The organism is Pseudomonas sp. FSL R10-0399, from assembly GCF_009600165.1.
In the GTDB taxonomy this organism is placed as follows: Bacteria; Pseudomonadota; Gammaproteobacteria; order Pseudomonadales; family Pseudomonadaceae; genus Aquipseudomonas; species Aquipseudomonas helleri.
This window is the reverse complement of record NZ_WIWK01000006.1, coordinates 21002-43614: the sequence shown is the minus strand read 5'-3', so window position 1 is coordinate 43614 and position 22613 is coordinate 21002. Positions and strand designations below refer to the sequence as shown.

Here is a 22613-nt window from a genome sequence, read left to right as displayed (position 1 = left end):
ATTGAACTGCCGCACAGAAAGGCTCACCCCAGCGGAATCGGGTACAACCCATGAGCGCTGTCATGCCAGGCGAACTCCAGGCCGAAGGCCTGCTTCAGCCAGCCCGTTTCCCGCACTACCTGCGGGCTGCCGTGTCCCAGTAAACGCCCGTCAGCCAATACCGCAATACGGTCGGCAAAGCGCATGGCCAGTCCCAGATCGTGCAGCACCAGCAATTGCGCGCAATGCGCCAAGCGGCTGCGCAGGTAGCTCAGCAGGTTGAGCTGATGGGTTATGTCCAGTGCCGCGGTCGGCTCGTCAGCAAGCAAAATCGGTGAATCCGCCGCCAGCGCCCAGCCTATGCCCGCCCTGGCACGCTCGCCGCCCGACAACTGCGACAGTCGCCGTTGCAGCAAGTGGCCGATATCCAGCGATTCAATCAATTGCGCCGACACCGGCTGCCCGACACGGGCGGCGTTGCGCCGGGCGCCCAACTCAAGCAGTTCCTGGACCTGTAAATCCCATTGGCTGCGAAAGTCTTGTGGCAGATACGCCAACGTTTGCGCACGCTGTGGCGCGGGCAAGTGCTGAAACGCCCGCTGCTGCAACTGCACGTGCCCGGCACTCAGCGCCTGCACGCCGGCCAGCGCCCGCAAGGCGCTGCTTTTGCCCGAACCATTGGGCCCCACCAGTACCAGCAGTTCGCCGGGCATCAAGTCGAGATCAAAATCGTGCAGCACGGCTTTGCCAGCGTGGTGCACGCTCAAGCCATGCGCCTGTAAAACCGGGTTCACCTTCATGCAGCGGGCCTCGCACGAGTCAACAGCAGCAGAAAAAACGGTGTCCCCAACAAGGCGGTCAGCAAACCCAAGGGGATTTCGGCAGGCGGCAAGACACTGCGCGCCAAGCCGTCGAGCAACGCCAGCAAGGCGCCGCTGGTGAGGGCGCTGGCGATAATCAGGCGCTTATGGGTGGGGCCAATCAGCCAGCGCACCGCATGGGGAGCCACCAGCCCGACAAAACCCACCAGCCCGCCCCAGGACACCGCCAATGCGGTAATCGCTGCGGCCAATAACAGCGACACATTGATAAAGCGCTGCGGGCGCAAGCCCATGCTGTAGGCCACATGATCGCCCAGGCCCAGCAGGTCCAGGCCATGGGCCAGGCGCTGTGCGCAGATCAAGGCCAGCCCGGTCAGCAAGGCCAGCAAACCCAGTGCGGGAAAGTCCGGGGTGTGAATCCCGCCCAGTGTCCAGCTCAACACCACCTGCAAATTCACCGTTTCATCAGACAAAGCGAGCAACACCAGGCTGCGCAAATCCCCGAGCAGCGCCGCCACGGCAATCCCGGCCAGCAGCAAGCCGCTGGTGTCGTTGATGCGGGTCAGGCGGGTTATCAGCAGCACCAATAACGTCGCGCCCCAGGCACCGGCGAAGGCCAGCAGCGGCAAACTCAACGACATCGCCAAGGGCAAGGGCACCAGTAACGCGATGGCTGCACCGACCGCCGCACCGGGCGCGCTGCCCAGCAAGTACGGCTCGGCCAGCGGATTACGGAACACCCCCTGAAAGATCACCCCGGCCAAGCCCAGGCAAGCTCCCACGCAAAAGGCCGCCAGTACCCTGGGCAGGCGCCAGGTCATCAGCAGTTGCGCGAACGGGGTTTCATCGCCTCGCCACAGCGCCCACCAGTCACTCCAGTGCGCCAGTTCGGCGCCAAGCCACAGGCCAATAAAAATCGCTGGCAAGGGGGTCAGGCACAGCAGGCGATAGCGTCTGTTGGCGGCGCTCATGGCGGGGTCTCGGCAAGGGGCGGGAACAGTTCAGGGTGCAGCAGCGCGGCTAACTGCTCGACGCCTTCGACCACACGCGGGCCGGGTATCAGCAACAAGGCACTGGGGATGCTGTCGATACGGCCGGCTGCGACGGCAGGAATGCTTTGCCATCCCGGACGCACAGCCAGGCTGGCGGCCTGTTGCGGGCTGCCCGCGACGATAATGCGCGTTGGATTTGCCTGAAACACTGATTCGCCGCCCACCTGGCTCAGGCGGCTGTCAACAAACGGGTTAGTGCCGCCTGCCAGGCGCAAAATATCACTGGTGTAATTGTGCCCGCGCAAGGTCAGGTAGTGGCCGCGATCATTGCTTCCGGTCTCCAGGTACACCGGCACCGCAGGCTGTCCGGCCAAGCGCGCTTGCACGGCATCCAGTCGCGCCTGCATGTGTTCAATCAGTTGTTCGGCGCCCAATTCATGGCCGGTGGCCTGGCCCAGCAGGCGGATATTGGCCAGCACGGCCTCCAGATCGCGGTGGTTGAGCACCAGCGCCGGTATGCCGATGCGTTGCAGCGGCTCCACCAGGGTTGCCGCCTGCCGGGCCGGGGTCATGACCACCAGATCAGCTTGCAGGCGGGCGATGGCCTCCACAGAAAACCCCAGACGTCCGCCAACTTTGGCCCGTTCGGCAATGTCGGCGGGGTAACGGGTAAACGCCTCGACGCCAACAATGGCATCCCCGGCGCCGATCGCCGCCAGCATCTCGACGTTACTGGCGAAGATGGCGACGATCCGTTTGGGCGGGTGCGTCAGTGTTACCTCGCGGCCCAGGGCATCGACCACAGTCCGCGGGAAGCCGTCATCGGCCCTGGACGCAAGGCTCACCAGCAGACACAACAGCACAAGCCAGCGCATACGGCTTAGAACCGGTAATGCGCGCCGAGGTACAGCTCACGCCCCGGATTACTGTTGCCCAAACCGCCGTTGGAGGCCCGAGGATCGGCCAAGGGCGAATCGTTGCCGGTGGCGATAAACAGCGTGCTGCGCTCGATATCGAACAGGTTATTGACCCCGCCAAACAGGCTCAATTGCTCGCTCAGGTGGTAATTGCCACGCAGGTTAAAGACCCAGAACGGTGCCTTGCGGTACACGTAGTTGGTGTCCGGGTTGAGCAGTTTTTCTTCGGTGCGGTAGTACACCGGGCCGCGCAAAATGCCATTGACCCCGACATCCCAGTCACGTTCGCGGCCATAGGTCAGCGCCAGGCTGGCCTGGTATTGATACATGCGCTGGATCTTGTCGCGGTACGGGCCGGTCAAGGTGGAAGCTGCGCCTTTGTCGTCCATGTCGAAGTTCCACACCGCATTGGTGTTGAGCCGCAGGATGCGTTCGTCACCGAGGGCCAGGGCGCTGGCCAGATCATATTGCCATTGCGCTTCAAGGCCACGGATCACCGCGTCGCCGTCGCCATTGACGTACTGGCTGATGCTCTTGGTCAGCGGCTGCGTGGTGATGCGGTCCTGAATGCGGTTCTGGAACAGCGCCAAGTCAAAGAACTGGTTGGCATTGGTCAGGGTCACGCCGGTTTCGAATTGCAGGCTGGTTTCGGGCTTGAGGTTGGCGTTGCCCAGCGTCTGTGTGCCACTGATGGTGGTGAAGTCTGCTGCCAGCTCGCCTGCCAGCGGCGCACGGAACCCGGTCGAAACGCCTGCCCGCAGCTTGACCCCCGGCATGGCCTCGTAGGCGGCGCCGAGGCTGTAGGTGACTTTGTCGAAGTCTCGGGTTTTCTCGTCCAGCAGCGGCATGTAATCGGTCTTGACCGTGCTCGACTGGCCATAGCTGTAGCGCGCCCCCGCGCGCAGGGTCAGGCGGTCGTCCATCATCCGCTGCACGACTTCGGCGTACAGCGCCGCGCTCAGGTCATCGGAGTTGATGTCGTAGGGCGCCACCTGACTGCTGGTAGAACCGTTGACGGCAATACGGAAGCGATCATTGCGCAGCTTGCTCTTTTCCAGGTCCAGCCCCACCAACAGATCAGTGCTTGGCGTCAGTAAAAACTGCGGCGTGAGCTTGATACCGTAAGCCTCAAGACGACGCTCGATGTGGTCCTTGCTGAACCCCGGACTGCCATTGCCCAGCACCGGCGAACCCCAGTGCAGATCGTCAATGTCACGGAAGGCATAAGCCTGCGAAGACCAGTTCAGCCACTCGGTGGGTTTGGCGACCCAGTCGAGCTCTACCGACTGGTTGTAGCGATTGTCGTAGTTGCCATAGTTCCACTGCGAACCGCGAAAACCCGCGTCATAGATGCCGTCTGAACGCACGGTCAGGTCGAGGCGCTGGTCTTCTGACAGCTCGTACCCCAGCGCCAACAGGCCGCCACGACGTTTCCATGAGGTGTTTTTCTGGGTGCCGTCGGCGCTGTGGTAGTCATTGCGCCGACCGTTATCCAGGCCCAGGTAGTAATCCAGCGGGCCCGAACTGCCGCTTTGGTACACGCTGCCCTGAGCCAGCCCCCAGGACCCACCCTGCAACGTTGCGCCACCGCCTTGGGTGTTGCGGCCATTGCGGGTGATGATATTGATCACCCCGCCAATCGCCTGGCTCCCATAAATGACCGAGGCCGGGCCGCGAATCACTTCAATGCGCGCCACTTGCGCCGGGGACAGCTTGGAAATATTCGCCGTACCTGCGCGGCGGCCGTTGACCAGTACCGTGACCTGGCTACGGTAATCTCGGCCCTGGCCATCAGTGTTGCCGCCACGGATGTTGATCGAGGTCTGGCCCGGCGTCCATTCACTGAAAAAGCCCACGGCGTTCTCGGCCAGCAAATCGGTGAGATTGCGTGCCGAGGAGCGCTCGATCTGATCACTGTCGATGACCTGCACGGTGCTGGTGACATCCTTGAGCGACTCACCGGCGCGGGGGGCGCTGACCAGGGTCGAGTCCATATGCAGGACCGACGGGTTTTCTGCGGCAAAGGCCGCAAGACTGACACCGAGCCAAAGCGGCACGGCTGCGCTGAACGAATGGCGCAGGGGGGCGTTGCACAGGTTGAGCATGGAGAAGTCCGAAGGCATTTTTATAGGAGTTATTTACGCGTGCCAGATCAAGCTGGCCGCCCGTTTCGGGGCACTGGCAAGCCAACCCCCTGGCACTTTTTGCAGGTTGTCTTGCAGGTGGCGTTCAAGCAGCCCTTGCGCCGCGCCATCCAGGGCGCCGAGTTTTTCCATAAAGTGCATCAAGGCCGCATCCGGTGAAGCAAACAGTGTGCTGAAGGCCCAGTCGGTGAAGTGGATCTGGTCGGGTTGCCAGCGATCCGGCAACTCAGCCAGCGTCAGTTGGTAGCCGGGGGTCATGTCACTGCGGTGCAGTTGCGGCGGCAAGAAGCCGGACAGGCAATAGGTGCGCGGGCCTTCCTGCGCGGGCAGGTTCCACACCAGGGTGCGCGTGGCCAGCGGCCTAACCTGCTGAACAAACGCCAGTGCCTGGCCGTCTGCCACCGGGATATTCGCGCACAACACGGTTGTGGTCGGGGTGAGCGGCAAATTTGGCAAGTCCTGCCAAAGGCCGTTGTGCAGGCGCAGTTCAACACTGGGTGCCTGGGCTGCCAGTTGCTCAATGCTGCTACGCATAAAGGCGTTGGGCTCAACCACCGTCCACTGCCCACAGGGCATCAGCAAGTGGCGACCGAGAATCCCCGAGCCGGCGCCAATATCCAGCAATTGCTGTTGCGGGCCGAGCAGCTCGAGCAAGCGTCCGCCCACGCGCTCCACATAATTGGAGGCGGCCAGATGCTCGGCATAAAACGCAGCCTCACGGTCGGGCCAGACAAAAGGGGTAGCAGCGGGCAGTTGGGTTGCAGGGGTCATGGAGGCGCCGTCGGGTTGAACCAAAACGGGCACTCAGGGGAACTCACGCAGAAAAATGACGGGCAGGGAGGGACTTTGCGCGCGCCAAGGCCTGCATCCGCCCACCGCGGAGTGCCATATGTTGGATCAGGCCGGTCTCCGGGCTCACGAGGGTCATGAAACATTCGCCTTCCCATGCCAAAGCACAGTGGCTACTTGAATGTTTCGCTCGCATACCGTTGCGGGGGCAGCGCCGGATTGACCTGAAAAGGCGTACCGGCTTCCCGTTTCACCCTGGGCGCGATGGCCAAGGACACCTGAAACAGGCGCGCATCTGACCATTGGTCACCCGATGCGTCAACCATGAACATGAATAATTATTCATGAACATACGAACTGTAGGAGCGAGCTTGTCTCGCGATCTTTTGATGTTTTAAAAGATCGCGAGGCGAGCTCGCTCCTACAGAGATTTATATAAATCAGATAGATGGGAAGTAAATCTAAGGTGAAGAGTTAACTGCGATCGTGAGCCTTATCCGCCAACTTCCCGGCATCGACCCGCACAAACACTGAATCCCCGACCGCCGTCAGCACGTCCCCGGCATACACCTCGCAGATCACCCGGCTCTTGCGTCCGACATCCCCCTCAACCCAGGCACGCAGCGTTAGCGGGACGCCCATCGGGGTGGGTTTGATGAACTTGATGCCCAGGTTGCCGGTGACGCAATTGATCCTCGGCAAGCTCTCTGGCTGGCGATCTTCCGCGCGGTAGTGATACGCCATCACCGTCCAGTTCGAGTGGCAATCCACCAACATCGCAATCAACCCGCCGTACACCAGATCAGGCCAGCCGCAATAACGCGCATCCGGCAAATGTTCCGCTACAACGTGAACACCGTCTTCATGCCAGTAGCTCTTGATGTGCAGGCCATGGGGATTGTTGCTGCCACAGCCATAGCAAACGCCTTCAGGCGCAGCGGTGTCTTGCAAGGAAGGGGAGATGTGGTGCATACCGTGATCGTCCTTTACTGGATTTCAAATCTTGCCATTCCCCTTACGTTAACGTAAAGATTGGTAACAGTGCGCAGATCTAAAATAAAAATCGCAAAGCTCACTGCTGTGGAGCACCTGATGACTCTTACAAAAACACTTCAGCCCAAGCCCCTTCGCGAAGTTCGCCTGGCCCGGGAAAAACTGCACCTCGAAGGTTTGGTGCCCAGTGGCGTGTTGCGTGCCGAAATCGACGCCTCATGGCGCCGCAGCCTCAACCACGGTGTGCCCGTGAGTGGCCAGCATGAACTGAGCCTGCAAACCACTGCGAGCCTTGACCTGTTATTGGCCAACAACCAGTTACTGATCGACGCGGCCATGCCGGCCATTGATTACTTGAACCAGCGTCAGGGTAAGGACGGCTTGATCATTCTGGCCAACGCCGACGCCACTATTCTGGCCGTGGAGGGCCGCGCCGACCGCCTCAAAGGCAGCGGGGTGCCGGACATTACCCTCGGCGCCTGCTGGAGCGAAGCCGCACGCGGCACCAATGCGCTGGGCACCACGCTGGTCGAAGGCCGACCCATGTTGATCGACTGTGGCGAGCACTATCTGGATCGTCTGAGCCGTTTTTCCTGCACCTCAGTGCCGATTCATTGCCCGCAAGGCGACATCCTCGGCGTGCTCGACCTGACCCGCGAAGGGCCGCTCGGTCGCGTGCACGACAGCACCGCGTTACTGGGCATGGCTGTCAGCCAGATTGAAAGCCGGGTGTTCAACACCAGCTATTCGGAGCACATCGTGCTGGCCTTCCACAGCCGCTGCCAGTACCTGGAGTCCCCGTGGCAAGGCCTGTTGGCGGTCAGCCTGAGCGGGCAGATCCTCGCGGCCAGTGGCCAGGCCTGCCAATTGTTGCGCGCTGAACGCTCGGCGCTGGTAGGGCAACGTTGCGAAGCGTTCCTCGGGCTCGATGGCCTGCAACTGCTGGCTCGTCTGCAACAAGGCGCCCTGGGCAGCCTGCAAACTGCCCAAGGCGAATTCTTCTACAAAACCCTGCGTGCGCCACAACGTTCGCCGAATGTGCTGACGGCGCCACGCACGGCGCCGAAAACCATGCCGCCCGCGCCTGATCTGGAGGCGCTGGCCGGTAACAACGCTCGTTACGCCCGTGCCTTGCGCATGGCGCGCCAGGGCCTGGCCAATGAGCTGCCGGTGTTACTGCTGGGGGAAACCGGCACCGGCAAAGAGGTGGTCGCCCGCGCCTTGCACATGGCCGGCAGCCGCAGCGCCAAGCCGTTCGTTGCGGTTAACTGCGCGGCAATCCCTGAAGGCCTGATTGAGTCCGAACTCTTTGGTTATCGCGAAGGGGCCTTCACCGGCTCGCGCCGTGGCGGCATGATCGGCCGCCTGCAACAGGCCCACGGCGGCACCTTGTTTCTGGATGAAATCGGCGACATGCCGCTGGCCCTGCAAGCGCGCCTGTTACGGGTGCTGCAAGACCGCAAGGTCGCACCGTTGGGCGCAGGCGAAGAGCAGGACATCGACGTCGCGCTGATCTGCGCCACCCACCGTGATCTCAAACAACTGGTGCTCGAACACCACTTTCGCGAAGACCTGTTCTACCGGGTCAATGGCATCAGCGTGATGCTGCCGGCCCTGCGCGAGCGCGAGGATTTCGGCGCCTTGATTGCCCGCTTGCTGGGCAAATTGCAGGCCCCGCACGTGAGCTTGCACCCCGATTTGCAAGCTTTGCTCGACGGTTACCACTGGCCGGGCAACATCCGCCAACTGGAAATGGTCCTGCGCACGCTGCTGGCCATGCGCGAGCCTGACGAGTCAGAGCTGACCCTTGAGCATCTGCCCGACAGCCTGCTCGATGATCTGAGCGCCAGCGAGCGCCCGCCGGCGGGCAGCATTCGCGAAAACGAACTGGAACTGATTCGCCAATCCCTGGATAACCACCAGGGCAATGTGTCTGCGGCCGCTGAAGCGCTGGGCATCAGCCGGGCCACCCTGTACCGCAAACTCAAACAGTTGCGCGTGTGATGCGGCGCCTTATCGTCGGGCTGATCGACAGCCCCAATCCGCAAGCGTTGCATCAGGCGCTGCACTGGCTGTACGGTTTTGTTCGCCCGCACCGCTTGGCGATTGCCGGGCTGCTGGGCTTGTCGGTGTGTGCCTCGTTACTGGTGCTGGTGCAGCCGTGGCTGACCAAACAACTGATTGATGACGGCTTGCTCGCGCGCAATTTCCCGGTACTGGCGACGGTGGCCGGGCTGATGATCGTTGCCGGGCTATTGGGCACGGCGCTCTCGGGGGTGAATCGTTACCTGCACACCCGGTTGTCCGGGCGGATTCTTTTTGCCCTGCGTGATGACCTGTACCAGCACCTACAAACCTTGTCGCCGGGGTTCTACGGGCAACGGCGTATTGGTGATCTGATGTCGCGGATCGACGGCGATGTCGCCGAAATCCAGCGATTTGCCGTGGACTCATTGTTCTCGGCAGTGTCCAGCATCATTGGCTTGCTGGTGGCCTTGGGCATGTTATTGGCCTTGTCGTGGAAGCTGTCGCTGCTGGCCTTGATCCTGATCCCGCTTGATGTGCTCTGGCTGCGCTGGATGCGGCGCAAAGTGGAACGTGATGTTCGGCAATTGCGCGAGCGCTCGGCTGACGTCTCATCGTTTATGGTCGAGACGCTGCCGGTGATGAAGTTTATTCAGTCGGCCGGTCAGCAGCAGCGCGAAGCCAAGCGCCTGGAAACCCTGGGCCAAGGCTATATGAGCCAACTCCTGCGCCTGCAAGTCACCGAGTTTTTCACCCAGGCCGTGCCGGGCACCTTGACCTCGCTGTCACGGGCCTGCGTGTTTTTGATTGGCGGCTATTGGGTCGTGCAGGGCACCTGGCAACTCGGTGCGCTGATCGCCTTTTCAACGTATCTGGGCATGGCCATCGGGCCGGTGCAAAGCCTGCTCGGGCTGTATGTGGCGATTCAACGGATGACCGTCAGCCTCGGCCGGGTCATGGAATTGCGCGGCGAACAGCCTGCCGTGCTAAGCCCTTCGAACCCCAAACCGCTTCCAGACGAGGGCGACTTGCGTTTCGAGGCCGTGCACTTTAGCCATCCCGGCCGTCCCAGCACCCTGAACGGGATCAATGCGCATATTCCCTACGGGAGCAAAGTCGCCCTCAGTGGCGGCTCCGGGGTTGGCAAGTCGACCCTGGTTGACCTGCTGCAACGCCACCACGACCCACAGTCCGGTCGGGTGTTGTTGGGCGGTGTTGACCTGCGCGAACTGGACTTGCTGGCGCTGCGCCGCCGGATTGCAGTGGTCAGCCAGGACATCGTGCTGTTTCGCGGCAGTCTGGCCGATAACCTGGCTTACGCGGTGCCGGGGGCCAGCCGTGAAGCGGTGGTCGCAGTTGCCAGGCTGGCACAACTCGACAGCTTGATTGCCGACCTGCCCGAAGGCCTCGACAGCCCGTTGGGCGAGCGTGGTCAGCAGTTGTCGGGCGGGCAAAAGCAACGGATCGCGATTGCCCGGGCGTTGTTGCAAGACCCGTTGATTCTGGTGCTGGACGAAGCCACCTCGGCCGTCGATGAGGCCACTGAACGCGAAGTCATTGAGGCCATCGACCGCCTGTTTGCGCGGCGTACACGAATTCTGATCAGCCACCGGCCTTCAACCCTTGCCAACGCCGACCTGTGTTTGCATTTGCAGGGCGGCCAACTGACAGCAAACAAGGTGCTGCATGAAGCCTGAACTCAGAATTGGCGTGGTCGACAGCGGCCATGCCCCCGCACAACAGCCGCAGGTGGTGGCAGGGCGCAGGTTTGCCCTGCTCGATGGGCAACTGTTGCACAGCGAGTTGCAGGACGATCCCTTGGGGCACGGCACTGCGGTCATTCAGGCCATCGCCCAGCGGGCACCAGAGGCCGTGTTTTGCGTGGCGCAAGTGTTCGATCAGCGCGGGGTCACCAGCACCTTACAGATTGCGGCGGCGATTGACTGGCTGCTGACGCAAAACGTGCGGCTGATCAACCTGAGCCTTGGCTTGCGCCAGGACCGCAGCTTGTTGCGCGAGGCGTGTGAATTGGCGGTGGCACGCGGGGTGTTGCTGTGTGCCTCAAGCCCGGCGCAGGGCGAGGGCGTGTACCCGGCCAGTTACCCGCAGGTGCTGCGAGTGACCGGCGATGCCCGTTGCACGCAAGACCAATGGTCGTGGCTGAATACCGCACAGGCGGATTTTGCCGCCTGCGTACGTTCAAACACAGCCGGGCAATCGGGGGCGAGCCTCGGTTGCGCGGCCTTGAGCGGTCATCTTGCCAGCCAACTGCTTGCACAGCCGCAGGCAACCAATGTGCAATTGCTGGAGTGGCTCAAAACCAATGCCCACTATCACGGGCCTGAGAGGCGGGTGGGCTCATGACTGCGATTGTGGTGTTGGGTGCAGGCCCTGCGGGTGCGGCAGTGGCCATGGGTTTGCGGCGATTGGGCTACCCGGTGACGCTGGTCAGCGAGTGGCGCCGGTTTGCCGCGCTGGAAGGTATTTCGCAGCGAGTGCTGGAAGCTTTGCGTGCAGCGGGTTTACAGCGGGCGGTGGCCGACGCGGTACTGCCTTCACAGCGGCAAGTGTCGTGGAACGGCCAGCAGCACGCACAAAACATCGAGTGGTTGCTGGATCGACCGTGTTTTGATCGCGGGCTGCGTGAAGACCTGCGTCTGGCCGGGGTAGACGTGGTCGAGGCCCGCGTGTTGGCAGTGGCGTCATCTACCACCGGCCACAGCATTAGCCTCGAAGGGCGCGAGCCGCTGCAGGCAGATTTTCTGGTGGAAGCCCGAGGGCGTCAGGCGCCTGCCGTAGGCAAAGGCCTGCGCGGCCCGGAGACGGTGAGTTTGCTCAATCGCTGGCAAGCGACGCCGGGCCACACCGCCAGTGCCGTTGAAAGCCTGGCGCAGGGCTGGTCATGGATGGCACGCCGGGCGGACGGCCAGTGTTATTGGCAATGGACCGTGGACGTGGCCAGTGCCGAACTGCCGGGCAAGGCGCAATTGCTGGAATACTGCCAGCAGCAGCGAATGGCCTCGCCGCTGGCCCGAGCATTTTTTGCCGATTCGGGGCAACACGACGTGCAACTGCATGCCCGCAGCAGCACGGCAATCTTGAGCCCGCAGGTGTGCGGCGAAAACTGGATTCGGGTCGGGGATGCGGCGATGGCGGTTGACCCGCTGTCGGGCAACGGGATTTTCCAGTCCTTGTCATCGGCGTTGCAGGCACCGGCGGTGATCAACACGCTCCTGCGTAAACCTGAACGAGCGGCCCTGGCCCAGCGCTTTCACCAGCAGCGGGTCGAACAGCTGTTTATGCGCTTTGCGCGCATTGGCCGGGATTTCTACGCCGAAGAACAGCGCTGGGCGCAACAACCGTTTTGGGCTGCACGGCGCCATTGGCCGGACAGCCAGATTGCCCATGCCGAGGCAGATTTTGCCGCACTGCGAATAGAACGGGCGCCGGTGTTGCGCGATGGCTTTGTCGATGAAGCCGAGGTTGTGATCAGCCCGGACCAGCCACTGGGGATCTGGCATGTGCAAGGGGTAGAAGTCGCGCCTGTGCTGCGGCGTTTGCAGGCTGAGCCTGCACAAAACGTGTTGGCGGGGCTGACCCAGGAGCAAACCCGCGCGCTCAAGAGCTGGTTAGTAAGCCAGGGCTACCAACCGGAAGGAGAGGGAACTGAGCGCACGCGGACTCAAGAACACCGCACATCAGCTCCTTCTCCCTCCGGGAGAGGGTTGGGGTGAGGGTTTTTTTGACCTTACAGCTTGATCAACACCGATTTCAGCTCGGTGTAATGCTCAATCGCCGCATAACCCATTTCACGGCCCACGCCGGACATTTTGTAGCCGCCAAACGGCAGCGCCGGGTCGAGGGCGCTGTGGCAGTTGACCCACACCGAACCGGACTTGATACGCGGGATCATCCGGTGCACCGCGCCCAGGTCGTTTGACCAGATGCTCGCACCCAACCCGTAGGGGCTGTCATTGGCCATGCGCAGTGCGTCAGCCTCGTCGTCAAACGGGATCGCCACCAATACCGGGCCGAAGATTTCTTCCTGCACCAGTGAATGCTGTTGGTCCACATCGACAATCACGGTCGGTTTAACAAAAAAACCGGGCCCGTATTGCTCGCCGCCACAGGCAATGGTGGCGCCGCTTTCGCGGCCCATTTCAATGTAATGCGCGACACGTTCCTGCTGGCGGGCGGAAATCAGCGGGCCCATGTCTACGCTGGAATCCAGACCGTTGCCCAGCTTCATGGCGTTGGCAATGTCGGCAATATCGGCCACCACATTGTCGAAATGCTTGCGCTGAACATACAGCCGCGAACCGGCGCAGCAGACCTGGCCCTGGTTGAAGAAGATGGCACTGGCCGCCCCGGCAGCGGCGCTTTTCAGGTCGGCGTCGGCCATGACGATGGTCGGGGACTTGCCGCCCAGTTCCAGGGTCACGCGGGTCATGGAGTCCATGGCGATCTTGCCGATCTGTTTGCCCACGGCGGTGGAGCCAGTGAAGGTCAGTTTGTCCACCAGCGGGTTGTGGGTCAGCGCCGAACCTGCGGTTATCCCGGTGCCGGTCACCACGTTAAATACGCCTTCGGGGTAACCGGCTTCTTGCACCAGTTCGGCCAGTTTGAGTGCGCTTAACGGGGTTTCATCGGCAGGCTTCAGCACCACCGTGCAGCCGGTTGCCAACGCCGGGCCGAGTTTCCAGCAGGCCAGCAGCAGAGGGAAGTTCCAGGCCACGATAGCGCCGACCACGCCCACCGCTTCACGGCGAATAAAGCTGTGGAACTGATCGTTGGGCATCAGCGGCAACGACACCTCGACGCTAGAACCCTCGATCTTGGTTGCCCAACCGGCCATATAACGCAGGAAATCGATGGACAACTGCACGTCCATGACCTGGGCCACGGCAGCACTTTTACCGTTGTTCAGGCATTCCAGTTGCGCCAGTAACTGCGCATCACGCTCCATCAGGTCGGCCAGTTTCCACAGCAGGTTTTGCCGCTCCCGTGGCCGTGTACGGGTCCATGCGGAGTCATCGAATGCGTGGCGGGCAGCCAGAACGGCGCGGTCAACGTCCTCAGGCGTGGCCTTGGGTACGACGCAAAGCACTTCGCCGGTGGCCGGGTTGTGCAAGGGCATGGTCTGGCCGTCTGCGGCCTCGACCCAGGCGCCGCCAACCAGCATGCGCGGGGCGCGTTGAATAAAAGCCGTAGTGGCAGGAAGCAGAGCAGCAAGCGACATGATGAGTCCTCGTCTTGTTAGTGTCCGAGGGCATTCGCAACGGTTGTGCCAGTTTGCTATTACCCCGTATTTGCAGGGTTTTGAGGCCATACAGCTTCTGCCCGGCATGGCCAGTTGTCGCAATCTGCGACAGGTTTGAGACGTTTTTCGCAACAAGGGCGCCCTCGGGCCGCGTCTCAGAGTGCAACAGCTGTCTCGATATAAAACGCCCCAATGCCTGTAAACACGGGGGGCAAAACTCGTATCGCCGCCCATCTCGCTGATTTACCGGGCTTTTCGTAAGCTGGCACGCTCCGTGTATTACTCCGTTCAGACGTTTCAAAACGATAAGCCACAACAATAAGAAAGCACCGTGCGAGGTCCGACGTTGATGAAGATAAAACTCCGATCAGGCTTGAACGCCAGCCTGCTGGCCCTGGCCGTTTGCGCAGGCTTGCATGCACCGGACAGCCAGGCTGCCCGCGATGCCAAGAGCATCCTCCAGCAAAACTGTATGGGCTGTCATATCCCCGAAGCCAACAACGGCCTGAGCCGTATCAGCCACCAGCGCAAAACCCCGGAAGGCTGGCTGATGAGCATTGCCCGGATGCAGACCATGCACGGTTTGCAGATCAGCGATGAGGATCGGCGCACCTTGGTCAAATACCTGGCCGACACTCAAGGCCTGGCGCCGAGCGAAACGGACGGCGTGCGATATGCCCTGGAGCGACGCTTGAACACGGTCGAACATTTCGACGAACAAACCACGCAAATGTGCGCCCGTTGCCACTCCGGCGCGCGGATTGCCCTGCAACGGCGTCCGGCCCAGGAATGGGAACGGCTGGTGAACTTCCACCTCGGGCAATGGCCGTCGCTGGAATACCAGGCCTTGTCCCGCGACCGTGACTGGTTTGATCTGGCACGAACCCAAATGGTGCCGATGCTGGCCGAGCGTTATCCGCTGGACAACCCGGCCTGGCAGCAATGGCTGAAAACTGCGCCCAAAAGCCAAACCCTGGCAGGCAAATGGAGCTTTAGCGGGCACTTGACGGGCAAAGGGGAAGTGGCCGGGGTGATGGCTGTTGCGCCAGACGGCGAGGATACTTTCAAGGTCAAGATCACCGGCCAATATGCCGATGGTGCGCCGTTCAACGGCGAAGGCAGCGCCTTGCTCTACAGCGGCTACGAATGGCGCGGCAACGTGAAGATCGACGGGGTCAACATGCATCAGGTGTTCGCCTCCAAGGACAACACCCTGCAAGGGCGCATGTTTGAAGCCGATCACGACGAGCGCGGGCTGGACTTTATCGCCGCCAAAGAGGGCAGCAACCGTGTGCTTGCGGTGCAGCCGGGCTACGTAAAAGCCGGCAGTGAAAGCGAAATCACCCTGATCGGCAGCGGCCTCAGCGGCACCCCGAATCTGGGGCAGGGCGTACAGGTGCTTGAAGTGCTGGAGCAGAGCCCGTCGCGTATCAAGCTGAAGGTCAAGGCTGGCGCCGATGCGCAACCGGGCTTGCGTGAGGTCAGCGTGGGCGCGCTCAAGGGGCCAGCTCTGGCGGTGTACAACCAGATCGCCGAGGTCAAGGTGGTGCCCGAGTTCTCGGTAGCACGAATTGGCGGTGGCGGCGGTTCGACGCCCAAGGTTCAAGGCCGCTTTGACGCTGAAGCGTGGGGCAAAGGGGCCGATGGCAAGCCCTATCGCATCGGTCTAGTGCCGGCAAAATGGCATGTAGAGGCGTTCAACGAACAAGCCAAGGAAGACGAAGACGTCAAGTTCGCGGGTGTCATGCAGGCTGAAACCGGGATCTTCACCCCGGGCGATGCCGGGCCTAACCCGGCACGCAAAATGTCTACCAACAATGCCGGCAACCTCAAAGTGATTGCAGCGGTCGACGACGCAGGCAACGCGCTGACCGGCGAGGGCCATATGATCGTCACCGTGCAACGCTGGAACAATCCGCCCATTCCCTAAGCAAGGCCTTTGCAAGCACTGGCGACAAACACTTTTCGGAATGACCGCAAGCCCCGCCGACGGGGCTCGCACTGGAGGTTTGGCATGGGCGCAATCTTGAATCTGGTCGAACGCAACCTGCACGAAGTGCACGTGGATGCTGACCGCATGCTGTTTCACATACCCAGCTCATCGCTGTTTGCCAGCGATGAGCTGACCGGCACCATCATCGATACGCTGCGCGGCCCCGGCTGCTCATCGGATGACCTGATCCAGCGCTTGGCTTCACGCTTTAACGGTGAAGAAATCACCGAAACCCTGCGTGAGCTGATGTCCCTGGAACTGGTCAGCGACGGTTCGCCTCTGACCCCGGACATAGCCGCCAAGCGGGTTGAGCGCACGGCCATCAACACCGTGGTGCTCAACGTCAACACCGGCTGCAACCTGAGCTGCACCTACTGCTACAAGGAAGACTTGGACAAGCCCTCCGAGGGCAAGAAAATGGACATCGACACCGCCGTGGCGTCGGTTGAAATGCTCTTGCGCGAGTCCCCGGACGAAGAGCGCTTTACCGTGGTGTTTTTTGGCGGCGAGCCGTTGAGCAACCGCAAGCTGATCGAGCATATGGTCGATTACTGCGAGAAGCGCTTTGCCGAGGCGGGCAAGTCGGTGGAGTTCGTGATGACCACCAACGCCACGCTGTTGAACGAAGACACGGTGGACTACCTCAACGCCCACCGTTTCGGGTTGTCAGTGAGCATTGACGGGCCAAAAACCGTGCACGACCGCAACCGCATCACCGTGGGCGGGCAGGGCACCTATGACGTGGTGCGGCGCAAGGCCGAAATGCTCTTGTCGCGCTACAACAGCCGCCCGGTCGGTGCGAGGGTGACCCTGACCACCGGCGTCACCGATGTCGAAACCATCTGGGACCACCTGTTCAACGAACTGAGATTTGCCGAAGTCGGTTTTGCCCCGGTGACATCCGGTGACATCAGCAGCTTCAACCTCAGCAATGACGAACTGGTCGAAGTCTTTGCCAGCATGAAACGCCTTGGCCGACGTTATCTGGAGGCGGCACTGGAGCACCGCAACATTGGTTTTTCCAACTTGCACCAGTTGATTACCGACATCCATGAAGGCCACAAAAAAGCCCTGCCATGCGGCGCAGGCCTGAAAATGCTGGCCGTTGATTACAAGGGCGAACTCAACCTGTGCCACCGCTTTACCGGCTCGACCTTGCCGACGTTTGGCAACGTACACAGCGCGGTGAAACAAGTGGAACTCAACGACTTTTTGTCGCAACGCCTGGACCGCAGCAACACGGGCTGCGATGACTGCCAGATCCGTAATCTGTGCTCCGGTGGCTGCTACCACGAGAGTTACGCCCGCTATGGCGATGCGACGCACCCGACTTATCACTACTGCGAACTGATGCGTGACTGGGTCGACTTCGGCATCGAGGTGTACACCCGGATCATGGCCCAAAACCCTGCGTTCATCAGCAGTTACATCACTCCGCGCAAGGCTCACTGATATGAAACATCTCAAGGCAATCAATAACAAAGCGTTGAAACTCGATGAGGCTGCGGCCGAAAACCGGATCGAGGAAGTGGTAGCGATGAACTCGGTGGCGGGGTGCACCTCGACCACCGACCCAGGTTGGGAAATTGATGCGTTTGGCGGCGTCTCGTCGTTGTGCCAGCCCATGGAGTCTGACTTGTACGGCTGTTCCGACCCGTGTTGGTGGCCAGCCCAGGTGCCCGACATGATGAGCACCTACCCGGACTGGAACAAGGACGCTCAGGCGTCCAACGAAAACTGGCGCAACCTTGGGACTGTCTTTCCAAAAGACAAATGACTTGCCTGGGTAAACAAGAATAAGGATTCCAGCATGCCAAGCATCAAAACCTGCGGCCAGGCCGCGCTTGCCGTTCTCAGCGCCTTTTCGCTGACCGTGTTGGCCGATGACAATCGCGCCTTGCAAACCGGCCATGAGTACATGGTGCTCACCAACTACCCGAACAACCTGCACGTGGTGGATGCGGCTACCGACACGCTGTTTAAAACCTGCAAGATGCCGGACGCATTCGGGCCGGGCTCGGTGCAAATATCGCCGGACCATAAAACCGCGTACGTGCTCAATAATCACTACGCCGATGTGTATGGCGTCGAGCTGGACACCTGCAAGCAGGTGTTCCATGCCAGCATCACGCAAAAACCGGGGGAAAAGGCCCGCGCCATGTTCAGCTTCACCCTCAGCCCGGACGGCAAGGAGCTGTACACCATCGCCAACCCGACGTTGATGCTCAACGACCATTACGAGGTGCAGCAACCGCGGCTTGATGTGTACGCCACCGATGCCGGTCTGAATGCCAAGCCGATCCGCAGTTTTCCGGCACCCCGGCAATTAAGCATCATGCAGGCGGGTGACGACGGCAGCTTGTACGTGGCCGGGCCAGACCTTTATAAAGTCAACCCGCAGACCGGCAAGTTCGATGTGCTGCTCCCCACCCGCCACTGGAACCGCCCAGGCTACAGCTCTCCGGACGTGCTGTATTTCTGGAACCATCAGAGCTACCTGCACGATTTCTCGCTGCTCTACACCGCCGCCAAATTCAAGGATGACAAACAGGATCTGGCCACCGCCGACTACGTGTACGGCCAGCTCAGCGTTGACCTTAAAACCGGTAAGGCGACAACCACCGATTTTGGCCCGCTGACCGAAATTTACTTCACCGGCATGCGTTCACCGAAAGACCCGAACCTGATGTTTGGCCTGCTAAACCGTCTGTCCAAGTACGACATCAAGCAACAAAAACTCTTGCAGTCGGCGCCGCTGGATCACTCGTACTACTGCATCGCGTTCAACAAGGACGGCAGCAAAATCTACCTCGCCGGGACCTACAACGACGTGGCGGTGTTTGATGCCGACAGCCTGAAACAAGTGGGCAGCATCAAATTGCCGGGTGGCGACATGGCCATCACCACCTCACAACTGTTTGTGCGTTAACCCCAGCCCCAAAACACTTATGTGGGAGCGGGCTTGTTGTGGGAGCGGGCTTGCTCGCGATTGGACCGACGCGGTGTAAAAGTTACATCGTGTTGCCTTATCGCGAGCAAGCCCGCTCCCACAAAAAGGGTTATCTAGTCACTGACAGCTTCGCAAAACTTGCGAATCGCTTTGCAGGCGGCCAGCAACGACGCCTCATCCAGTGCATAGGCAATGCGGATGTAAGGCGCCAGGCCAAACGCGCTGCCCGGCACCACCGCCACATTGGCTTCGTCGAGCAGGGCATGAGCGACGTCTTCGTCGGTGTGCAACACGCGCCCACCGGCAGACGTTCTGCCAAGCAGCCCCGCACAGTTGGCAAACACGTAAAACGCACCTGCCGGTATGGCGCATTCCAGTCCGGGTGTCGTGTTCAACTGTTCGACCAGCAAATCCCGTCGGCCCTGAAACGCGGCCCGGCTCTGCCCGATGAAATCCTTAGGCCCCTCCAATGCTGCCAGCGCCGCCTGTTGCGACACAGAGCACGCCCCGGACGTCTGCTGGCCTTGGAGTTTTTCCATGGCCTCCAGCAACCAGCGTGGCCCGGTGGCAAAGCCAATGCGCCAGCCAGTCATGGCGTAGGCCTTGGAAACGCCATTCATGGTCAAGGTTCTGGCGGCCAGACGCGGTTCAACCTGGGCCAGGGTGAAGAACGCCTGGTCATCGAATATCAAATGCTCGTAGATGTCGTCGGCCAGGATCAGCACATGCGGGTTGGCCAGCAGCACCTCGGCCAGCGCCTGGAGCTCCGCCGGGCTGTACACTGCGCCGGTCGGGTTGGACGGCGAGTTGAGGATCAACCAGCGGGTGTGCGGCGTGATTGCCGCAGCGAGCAAGTCCGGGGTCAATTTGAACTCGGCATCACAGGTGACAATACGGGTTTGGCCGCCGCACAACTGAACCATCTCCGGGTAACTGACCCAGTAGGGCGCCGGTACGATGACCTCGTCACCTTCATTCAAGGTGGCCGCCAGGGCGTTGTAGATCACTTGTTTGCCGCCGCTGCACACCAGGGTGTCGGCCCAGGTCACTTGCAGGCCGTTTTCACGGCGGAACTTGGCCGCAACGGCTTCGCGTAATGAACGCACGCCCGCCACCTGGGTGTAACGGGTATGGCCCGCCTCGATGGCCTGGATGGCAGCGGCGCGCACATGCGCCGGGGTGTCGAAGTCCGGCTCGCCTGCGCACAGCGAGATGATCGTCGCCCCTTGCGCCCGGCGTTCTGCCACGCGGTCCATGATCCGGTAAGTAGCCGAAGGTTGGGCGCTGGCCAGTCGCTGGTTCAGGCGCTGGATGTCAGTACTGAGGCTCATCCGTGCTTACTCTGCAAGTGGTGATAGCCCAGCGCCGCGCGGGCGTCTTTCAAGGATTTGCCCTGAGCGATCTGCTGGCGGATTTCGGCTTCTACCGACTCGATCTGACGGGCGCACGCGGCAACTTCTGCGGCGCGGGCACGCGGCACGATGACCACGCCGTTGGCGTCGGCCACGACGATGTCGCGGGCGCACACACGGGCGCTGCCGATGGACACGGGCTGATTCACCGACTGCACTTGCACGCGGTCTTTGCCGGTGCGCATAAAACGCCCTTTGCTGAACACCGGGTAGCCGTCATGCAAGGCTTTGCTGACATCCCGGCAAACCCCGTCTATGACCGTGGCGGCGATGGCCCGGCTGCCTGCGTACTGGGTCATGATGTCGCCCCAGACCGTGCAGTCGGTGCGCCCGCCGTTATCGATCACCACCACGTCGCCGGGAGCTACGTCATCAATAAAGTCGCCCACCGTCCCCGGCGGAACGCTGGCCGAAACGTATTGCACGGTAAATGCAGGCCCCACAACCACCTGGGTGTAGTTGGCCAGGGGGGCGATGCCCAGGCACTGGCCGGGCAAGCCGAGTTTGTCCAGGGCATCAGAGACGCCGGGGGTGTCCAGCCCTTCAAACAGGGCTACCAACTGCTGATCATTCATTGTGCGTGCTCCGCATTGATGGCATCGAACTGACTGTCGTGCATGACCTCGGCCACTGAGCGGCCGGCGCGAATGGCATCGACCATGGCGTTTTGGCGTCGGGTGATGCGCTCGCCGATCGTCACAACCTGCTGAATGGAGGCTTGAGGCACAAACACCGTGCCGCAGTTGTCGGCGATCACGTAGTCGTCTTCACTGACCTCGACGCCTGCGACCGTGATCGTCACCGCCGAGTCGATCTGCACCACCCGGTTGCGTGCGCTGATCATGGTTACGCCACGGCCAAACACCGGGTAACCAATGGACGCGTTGCCGTCGATGTCACGGCTGAAGCCGTCAATCACCGTGCCGCGCACACGTTTGCTGACAGCGGCATTGGCCAGGGTGTCGCCCCAGCACGAGATGCCCTCAAGGCCTCCGGCGATCACCAGCACCCGGTCATCGCTGTCGATACGTTCAACTACCGGGGTGATCAGGTGCACGGTGGGCAGGTTGTCGCCTTTGGGGCCGAGCAGCACGGTGCTGGCGCGGCCGACGATTTTGGGGCAGTTCCACAAGGGCCGCAGGCCAGCGGTGGCGCCTTTGATGCCAAGGAAATCGAGGGCATCAGACACCGTGTTGGTGTCCAATGCGGCCAAACGGTCAAGCAAGCAGAGGGGCTTCATGGGGGGAACCTCGGTGGTGACGAAGGCGCCCAGTGTCGAGGAGTGTGTTTGATAGGTATATTACGAATCAAATAAGCGTTAGATACGCCAAACCTATGGATAAACCATGATCAATTTCCGTCTGATCCGTCACCTCTGGTTGTTCCTCGCCGTGGCTGAAGAGCAAAACTTCGGCCGCGCCGCCAAGCGCCTGGGCATGTCGCAACCGCCCTTAAGCGAGCAGATTCAGGTGCTTGAGCAAGCGCTTAAGGTCAAGTTGTTTGATCGCTCCCGGCGCGGTGCCAAATTGACCCCGGTGGGCGCGGCGATCCTGCCGGCGGTGCGTAAATTCGCCGAGCAACTGGAGCGTCTGGAACTGGCCGTTGAAGAAGCCGTGGCCGGCCAGTCGGGGGTTCTGACCATTGGGGCAATTTCTACGGCGATGTTCGATGTACTGCCGGGCTTGATTGAACAATTGAAAAACGACTACCCGCACCTGACCGTCTCGGTGCGTGAAATCGACAGTGTTGAAGCCGTACCGGCCCTCGAAACGTCAGACATTGACCTGGCGTTTGCCCGTCTGGACGGTGACTTGGGCGCGTCGATCAAGTCGTTGCCATTGCTCGAAGACCGACTGGTGGTGGCGATGGCCGCGGATCACCCCTTGGCTTCGCGCAGCCGGATAAACCTGTCCAGCCTGGCCAATGAACCGTTGGTGATGTTCTCGCGCAAAGTCAGCCCGGTGTATTTCGACAACCTGATCGCCACCTGCAAGGCCAGCGGTTTTTCGCCACGGGTGTTGCACGAAGTACGCTCGGTGGCGTCACAAATTGCCTTTGTCAGTTATGGGCAGGGCATTGCGCTGGTTCCGGCGTCCTTGAAAAAACTGGCCCCGGCCAATGTGGTGTTTCGCCCGTTGAGCCAGAAGCTCAATGTGGTGACCACCGCGGTGGCCTGGAATGCCGAGCGTGCCAACCCGCTGATCGATGAAATCATTGCCAGGTTCCGCGACAAGGTATGAATCCGGGTCTGTGGTTTTGATAGGTTTGGCCTATAAAAAACTAACGGAATAAGGAATGTACAGCCGCAGCAATTGCCCCGACATTGGCGCTTTGTTTT

The 22613-nt window shown here is 61.1% G+C and carries 19 protein-coding genes and 1 riboswitch; of the genes, 9 read left to right on the top strand and 10 right to left on the bottom strand.

What is annotated here, in order from left to right; all coding sequences use genetic code 11:
• Positions 1–23: 23 nt before the first annotated feature.
• The 6 genes from GHO41_RS03060 to GHO41_RS03035 all read right to left on the bottom strand — a co-directional run bounded on the left by GHO41_RS03060 (position 24) and on the right by GHO41_RS03035 (position 6614).
• A complete protein-coding gene (locus GHO41_RS03060) occupies positions 24–779 on the bottom strand; it encodes an ABC transporter ATP-binding protein (RefSeq protein ID WP_153432923.1) in 756 nt (251 codons plus the stop codon).
• Positions 776–1771, bottom strand: coding sequence for an iron ABC transporter permease (locus GHO41_RS03055; protein WP_153432922.1), 996 nt, complete (start codon positions 1769–1771; stop codon positions 776–778). Before GHO41_RS03055 ends, GHO41_RS03060 begins: the two co-directional genes overlap by 4 nt.
• Positions 1768–2667 carry an ABC transporter substrate-binding protein gene (locus GHO41_RS03050; RefSeq protein WP_178126461.1) on the bottom strand — a complete coding sequence of 300 codons (900 nt, stop codon included), beginning with the start codon at positions 2665–2667 and terminating at the stop codon, positions 1768–1770. The genes GHO41_RS03055 and GHO41_RS03050 overlap by 4 nt, the downstream gene beginning before the upstream one ends.
• Before the next feature lie 5 nt (positions 2668–2672).
• Positions 2673–4814: a TonB-dependent receptor gene (locus GHO41_RS03045; protein WP_153432921.1), complete on the bottom strand. Its 2142-nt coding sequence runs from the start codon at positions 4812–4814 to the stop codon at positions 2673–2675.
• Positions 4815–4847: 33 nt separating this feature from the next.
• Positions 4848–5624 carry a class I SAM-dependent methyltransferase gene (locus GHO41_RS03040; RefSeq protein WP_153432920.1) on the bottom strand — a complete coding sequence of 259 codons (777 nt, stop codon included), beginning with the start codon at positions 5622–5624 and terminating at the stop codon, positions 4848–4850.
• A gap of 111 nt (positions 5625–5735) precedes the next feature.
• A riboswitch (cobalamin riboswitch) is annotated at positions 5736–5939 on the bottom strand.
• Between the two features lie 177 nt (positions 5940–6116).
• Complete coding sequence (locus tag GHO41_RS03035) at positions 6117–6614, bottom strand: PaaI family thioesterase (RefSeq protein ID WP_123749238.1); 498 nt, start codon at positions 6612–6614, stop codon at positions 6117–6119.
• Positions 6615–6734: 120 nt separating this feature from the next.
• Between GHO41_RS03035 and GHO41_RS03030 the strand changes: the two genes are divergently transcribed.
• Genes GHO41_RS03030 through GHO41_RS03015 form a run of 4 tightly spaced genes read left to right on the top strand, consistent with a single transcriptional unit; the run spans position 6735 to position 12394 of the window.
• Positions 6735–8639: a sigma-54-dependent Fis family transcriptional regulator gene (locus GHO41_RS03030; RefSeq protein ID WP_048372087.1), complete on the top strand. Its 1905-nt coding sequence runs from the start codon at positions 6735–6737 to the stop codon at positions 8637–8639.
• Positions 8639–10357: an ABC transporter ATP-binding protein gene (locus tag GHO41_RS03025; protein WP_048372088.1), complete on the top strand. Its 1719-nt coding sequence runs from the start codon at positions 8639–8641 to the stop codon at positions 10355–10357. The genes GHO41_RS03030 and GHO41_RS03025 overlap by 1 nt, the downstream gene beginning before the upstream one ends.
• Positions 10347–11024, top strand: coding sequence for a S8 family serine peptidase (locus tag GHO41_RS03020; protein WP_048372090.1), 678 nt, complete (start codon positions 10347–10349; stop codon positions 11022–11024). Before GHO41_RS03025 ends, GHO41_RS03020 begins: the two co-directional genes overlap by 11 nt.
• Entirely contained in the window at positions 11021–12394 is a 1374-nt protein-coding gene (locus GHO41_RS03015) for an NAD(P)/FAD-dependent oxidoreductase (protein WP_153432919.1), read from the top strand. Before GHO41_RS03020 ends, GHO41_RS03015 begins: the two co-directional genes overlap by 4 nt.
• A 14-nt stretch (positions 12395–12408) precedes the next feature.
• On the opposite strand, the gene GHO41_RS03010 is transcribed toward GHO41_RS03015, so the two are convergent.
• Positions 12409–13899 (bottom strand): aldehyde dehydrogenase, encoded by a 1491-nt coding sequence (locus GHO41_RS03010; RefSeq protein WP_088500402.1) that lies wholly within the window; start codon positions 13897–13899, stop codon positions 12409–12411.
• A gap of 370 nt (positions 13900–14269) precedes the next feature.
• On the opposite strand from GHO41_RS03010, the gene peaA reads away from it, so the two are divergent.
• The 4 genes from peaA (at position 14270) to peaD (ending at position 18842) form a co-directional block, all read left to right on the top strand.
• Entirely contained in the window at positions 14270–15850 is a 1581-nt protein-coding gene (gene peaA / locus GHO41_RS03005) for a quinohemoprotein amine dehydrogenase subunit alpha (protein ID WP_153432918.1), read from the top strand.
• A gap of 84 nt (positions 15851–15934) precedes the next feature.
• Complete coding sequence (gene peaB, locus GHO41_RS03000; RefSeq protein WP_048372096.1) at positions 15935–17365, top strand: quinohemoprotein amine dehydrogenase maturation protein; 1431 nt, start codon at positions 15935–15937, stop codon at positions 17363–17365.
• A gap of 1 nt (position 17366) precedes the next feature.
• Complete coding sequence (gene qhpC, locus GHO41_RS02995; RefSeq protein ID WP_048372098.1) at positions 17367–17690, top strand: quinohemoprotein amine dehydrogenase subunit gamma; 324 nt, start codon at positions 17367–17369, stop codon at positions 17688–17690.
• A gap of 33 nt (positions 17691–17723) precedes the next feature.
• The gene (gene peaD, locus GHO41_RS02990; RefSeq protein WP_048372100.1) at positions 17724–18842 is read left to right on the top strand and encodes a quinohemoprotein amine dehydrogenase subunit beta; all 1119 of its coding nucleotides are present in this window, start codon (positions 17724–17726) and stop codon (positions 18840–18842) included.
• Between the two features lie 134 nt (positions 18843–18976).
• Here peaD and GHO41_RS02985 read toward each other — a convergent pair whose 3' ends face one another.
• Genes GHO41_RS02985 through GHO41_RS02975 form a run of 3 tightly spaced genes read right to left on the bottom strand, consistent with a single transcriptional unit; the run spans position 18977 to position 21515 of the window.
• Positions 18977–20194, bottom strand: coding sequence for a pyridoxal phosphate-dependent aminotransferase (locus GHO41_RS02985; protein WP_153432917.1), 1218 nt, complete (start codon positions 20192–20194; stop codon positions 18977–18979).
• Complete coding sequence (locus GHO41_RS02980; protein WP_153432916.1) at positions 20191–20850, bottom strand: RraA family protein; 660 nt, start codon at positions 20848–20850, stop codon at positions 20191–20193. The genes GHO41_RS02985 and GHO41_RS02980 overlap by 4 nt, the downstream gene beginning before the upstream one ends.
• Positions 20847–21515 (bottom strand): RraA family protein, encoded by a 669-nt coding sequence (locus tag GHO41_RS02975; protein ID WP_153432915.1) that lies wholly within the window; start codon positions 21513–21515, stop codon positions 20847–20849. Before GHO41_RS02975 ends, GHO41_RS02980 begins: the two co-directional genes overlap by 4 nt.
• Positions 21516–21621: 106 nt before the next feature.
• Between GHO41_RS02975 and GHO41_RS02970 the strand changes: the two genes are divergently transcribed.
• Positions 21622–22515: a LysR family transcriptional regulator gene (locus tag GHO41_RS02970; RefSeq protein ID WP_048387603.1), complete on the top strand. Its 894-nt coding sequence runs from the start codon at positions 21622–21624 to the stop codon at positions 22513–22515.
• Positions 22516–22613 lie beyond the last annotated feature (98 nt).

Excerpts from the sequence above, each read along its gene's own strand:
- GHO41_RS02980 (WP_153432916.1), bottom strand. The coding sequence starts at position 20,850 with ATGAATGATCAGCAGTTGGTAGCCCTGTTTGAAGGGCTGGACACCCCC.
- GHO41_RS02985 (WP_153432917.1), bottom strand. The coding sequence starts at position 20,194 with ATGAGCCTCAGTACTGACATCCAGCGCCTGAACCAGCGACTGGCCAGC.
- GHO41_RS03035 (WP_123749238.1), bottom strand. The coding sequence starts at position 6,614 with ATGCACCACATCTCCCCTTCCTTGCAAGACACCGCTGCGCCTGAAGGC.
- GHO41_RS03010 (WP_088500402.1), bottom strand. The coding sequence starts at position 13,899 with ATGTCGCTTGCTGCTCTGCTTCCTGCCACTACGGCTTTTATTCAACGC.
- peaB (WP_048372096.1), top strand. The coding sequence starts at position 15,935 with ATGGGCGCAATCTTGAATCTGGTCGAACGCAACCTGCACGAAGTGCAC.
- GHO41_RS03025 (WP_048372088.1), top strand. The coding sequence starts at position 8,639 with ATGCGGCGCCTTATCGTCGGGCTGATCGACAGCCCCAATCCGCAAGCG.
- GHO41_RS03040 (WP_153432920.1), bottom strand. The coding sequence starts at position 5,624 with ATGACCCCTGCAACCCAACTGCCCGCTGCTACCCCTTTTGTCTGGCCC.
- GHO41_RS03030 (WP_048372087.1), top strand. The coding sequence starts at position 6,735 with ATGACTCTTACAAAAACACTTCAGCCCAAGCCCCTTCGCGAAGTTCGC.
- GHO41_RS03050 (WP_178126461.1), bottom strand. The coding sequence starts at position 2,667 with ATGCGCTGGCTTGTGCTGTTGTGTCTGCTGGTGAGCCTTGCGTCCAGG.
- GHO41_RS03060 (WP_153432923.1), bottom strand. The coding sequence starts at position 779 with ATGAAGGTGAACCCGGTTTTACAGGCGCATGGCTTGAGCGTGCACCAC.
- qhpC (WP_048372098.1), top strand. The coding sequence starts at position 17,367 with ATGAAACATCTCAAGGCAATCAATAACAAAGCGTTGAAACTCGATGAG.
- peaA (WP_153432918.1), top strand. The coding sequence starts at position 14,270 with ATGAAGATAAAACTCCGATCAGGCTTGAACGCCAGCCTGCTGGCCCTG.
- GHO41_RS02975 (WP_153432915.1), bottom strand. The coding sequence starts at position 21,515 with ATGAAGCCCCTCTGCTTGCTTGACCGTTTGGCCGCATTGGACACCAAC.
- GHO41_RS02970 (WP_048387603.1), top strand. The coding sequence starts at position 21,622 with ATGATCAATTTCCGTCTGATCCGTCACCTCTGGTTGTTCCTCGCCGTG.
- peaD (WP_048372100.1), top strand. The coding sequence starts at position 17,724 with ATGCCAAGCATCAAAACCTGCGGCCAGGCCGCGCTTGCCGTTCTCAGC.
- GHO41_RS03020 (WP_048372090.1), top strand. The coding sequence starts at position 10,347 with ATGAAGCCTGAACTCAGAATTGGCGTGGTCGACAGCGGCCATGCCCCC.
- GHO41_RS03045 (WP_153432921.1), bottom strand. The coding sequence starts at position 4,814 with ATGCTCAACCTGTGCAACGCCCCCCTGCGCCATTCGTTCAGCGCAGCC.
- GHO41_RS03015 (WP_153432919.1), top strand. The coding sequence starts at position 11,021 with ATGACTGCGATTGTGGTGTTGGGTGCAGGCCCTGCGGGTGCGGCAGTG.
- GHO41_RS03055 (WP_153432922.1), bottom strand. The coding sequence starts at position 1,771 with ATGAGCGCCGCCAACAGACGCTATCGCCTGCTGTGCCTGACCCCCTTG.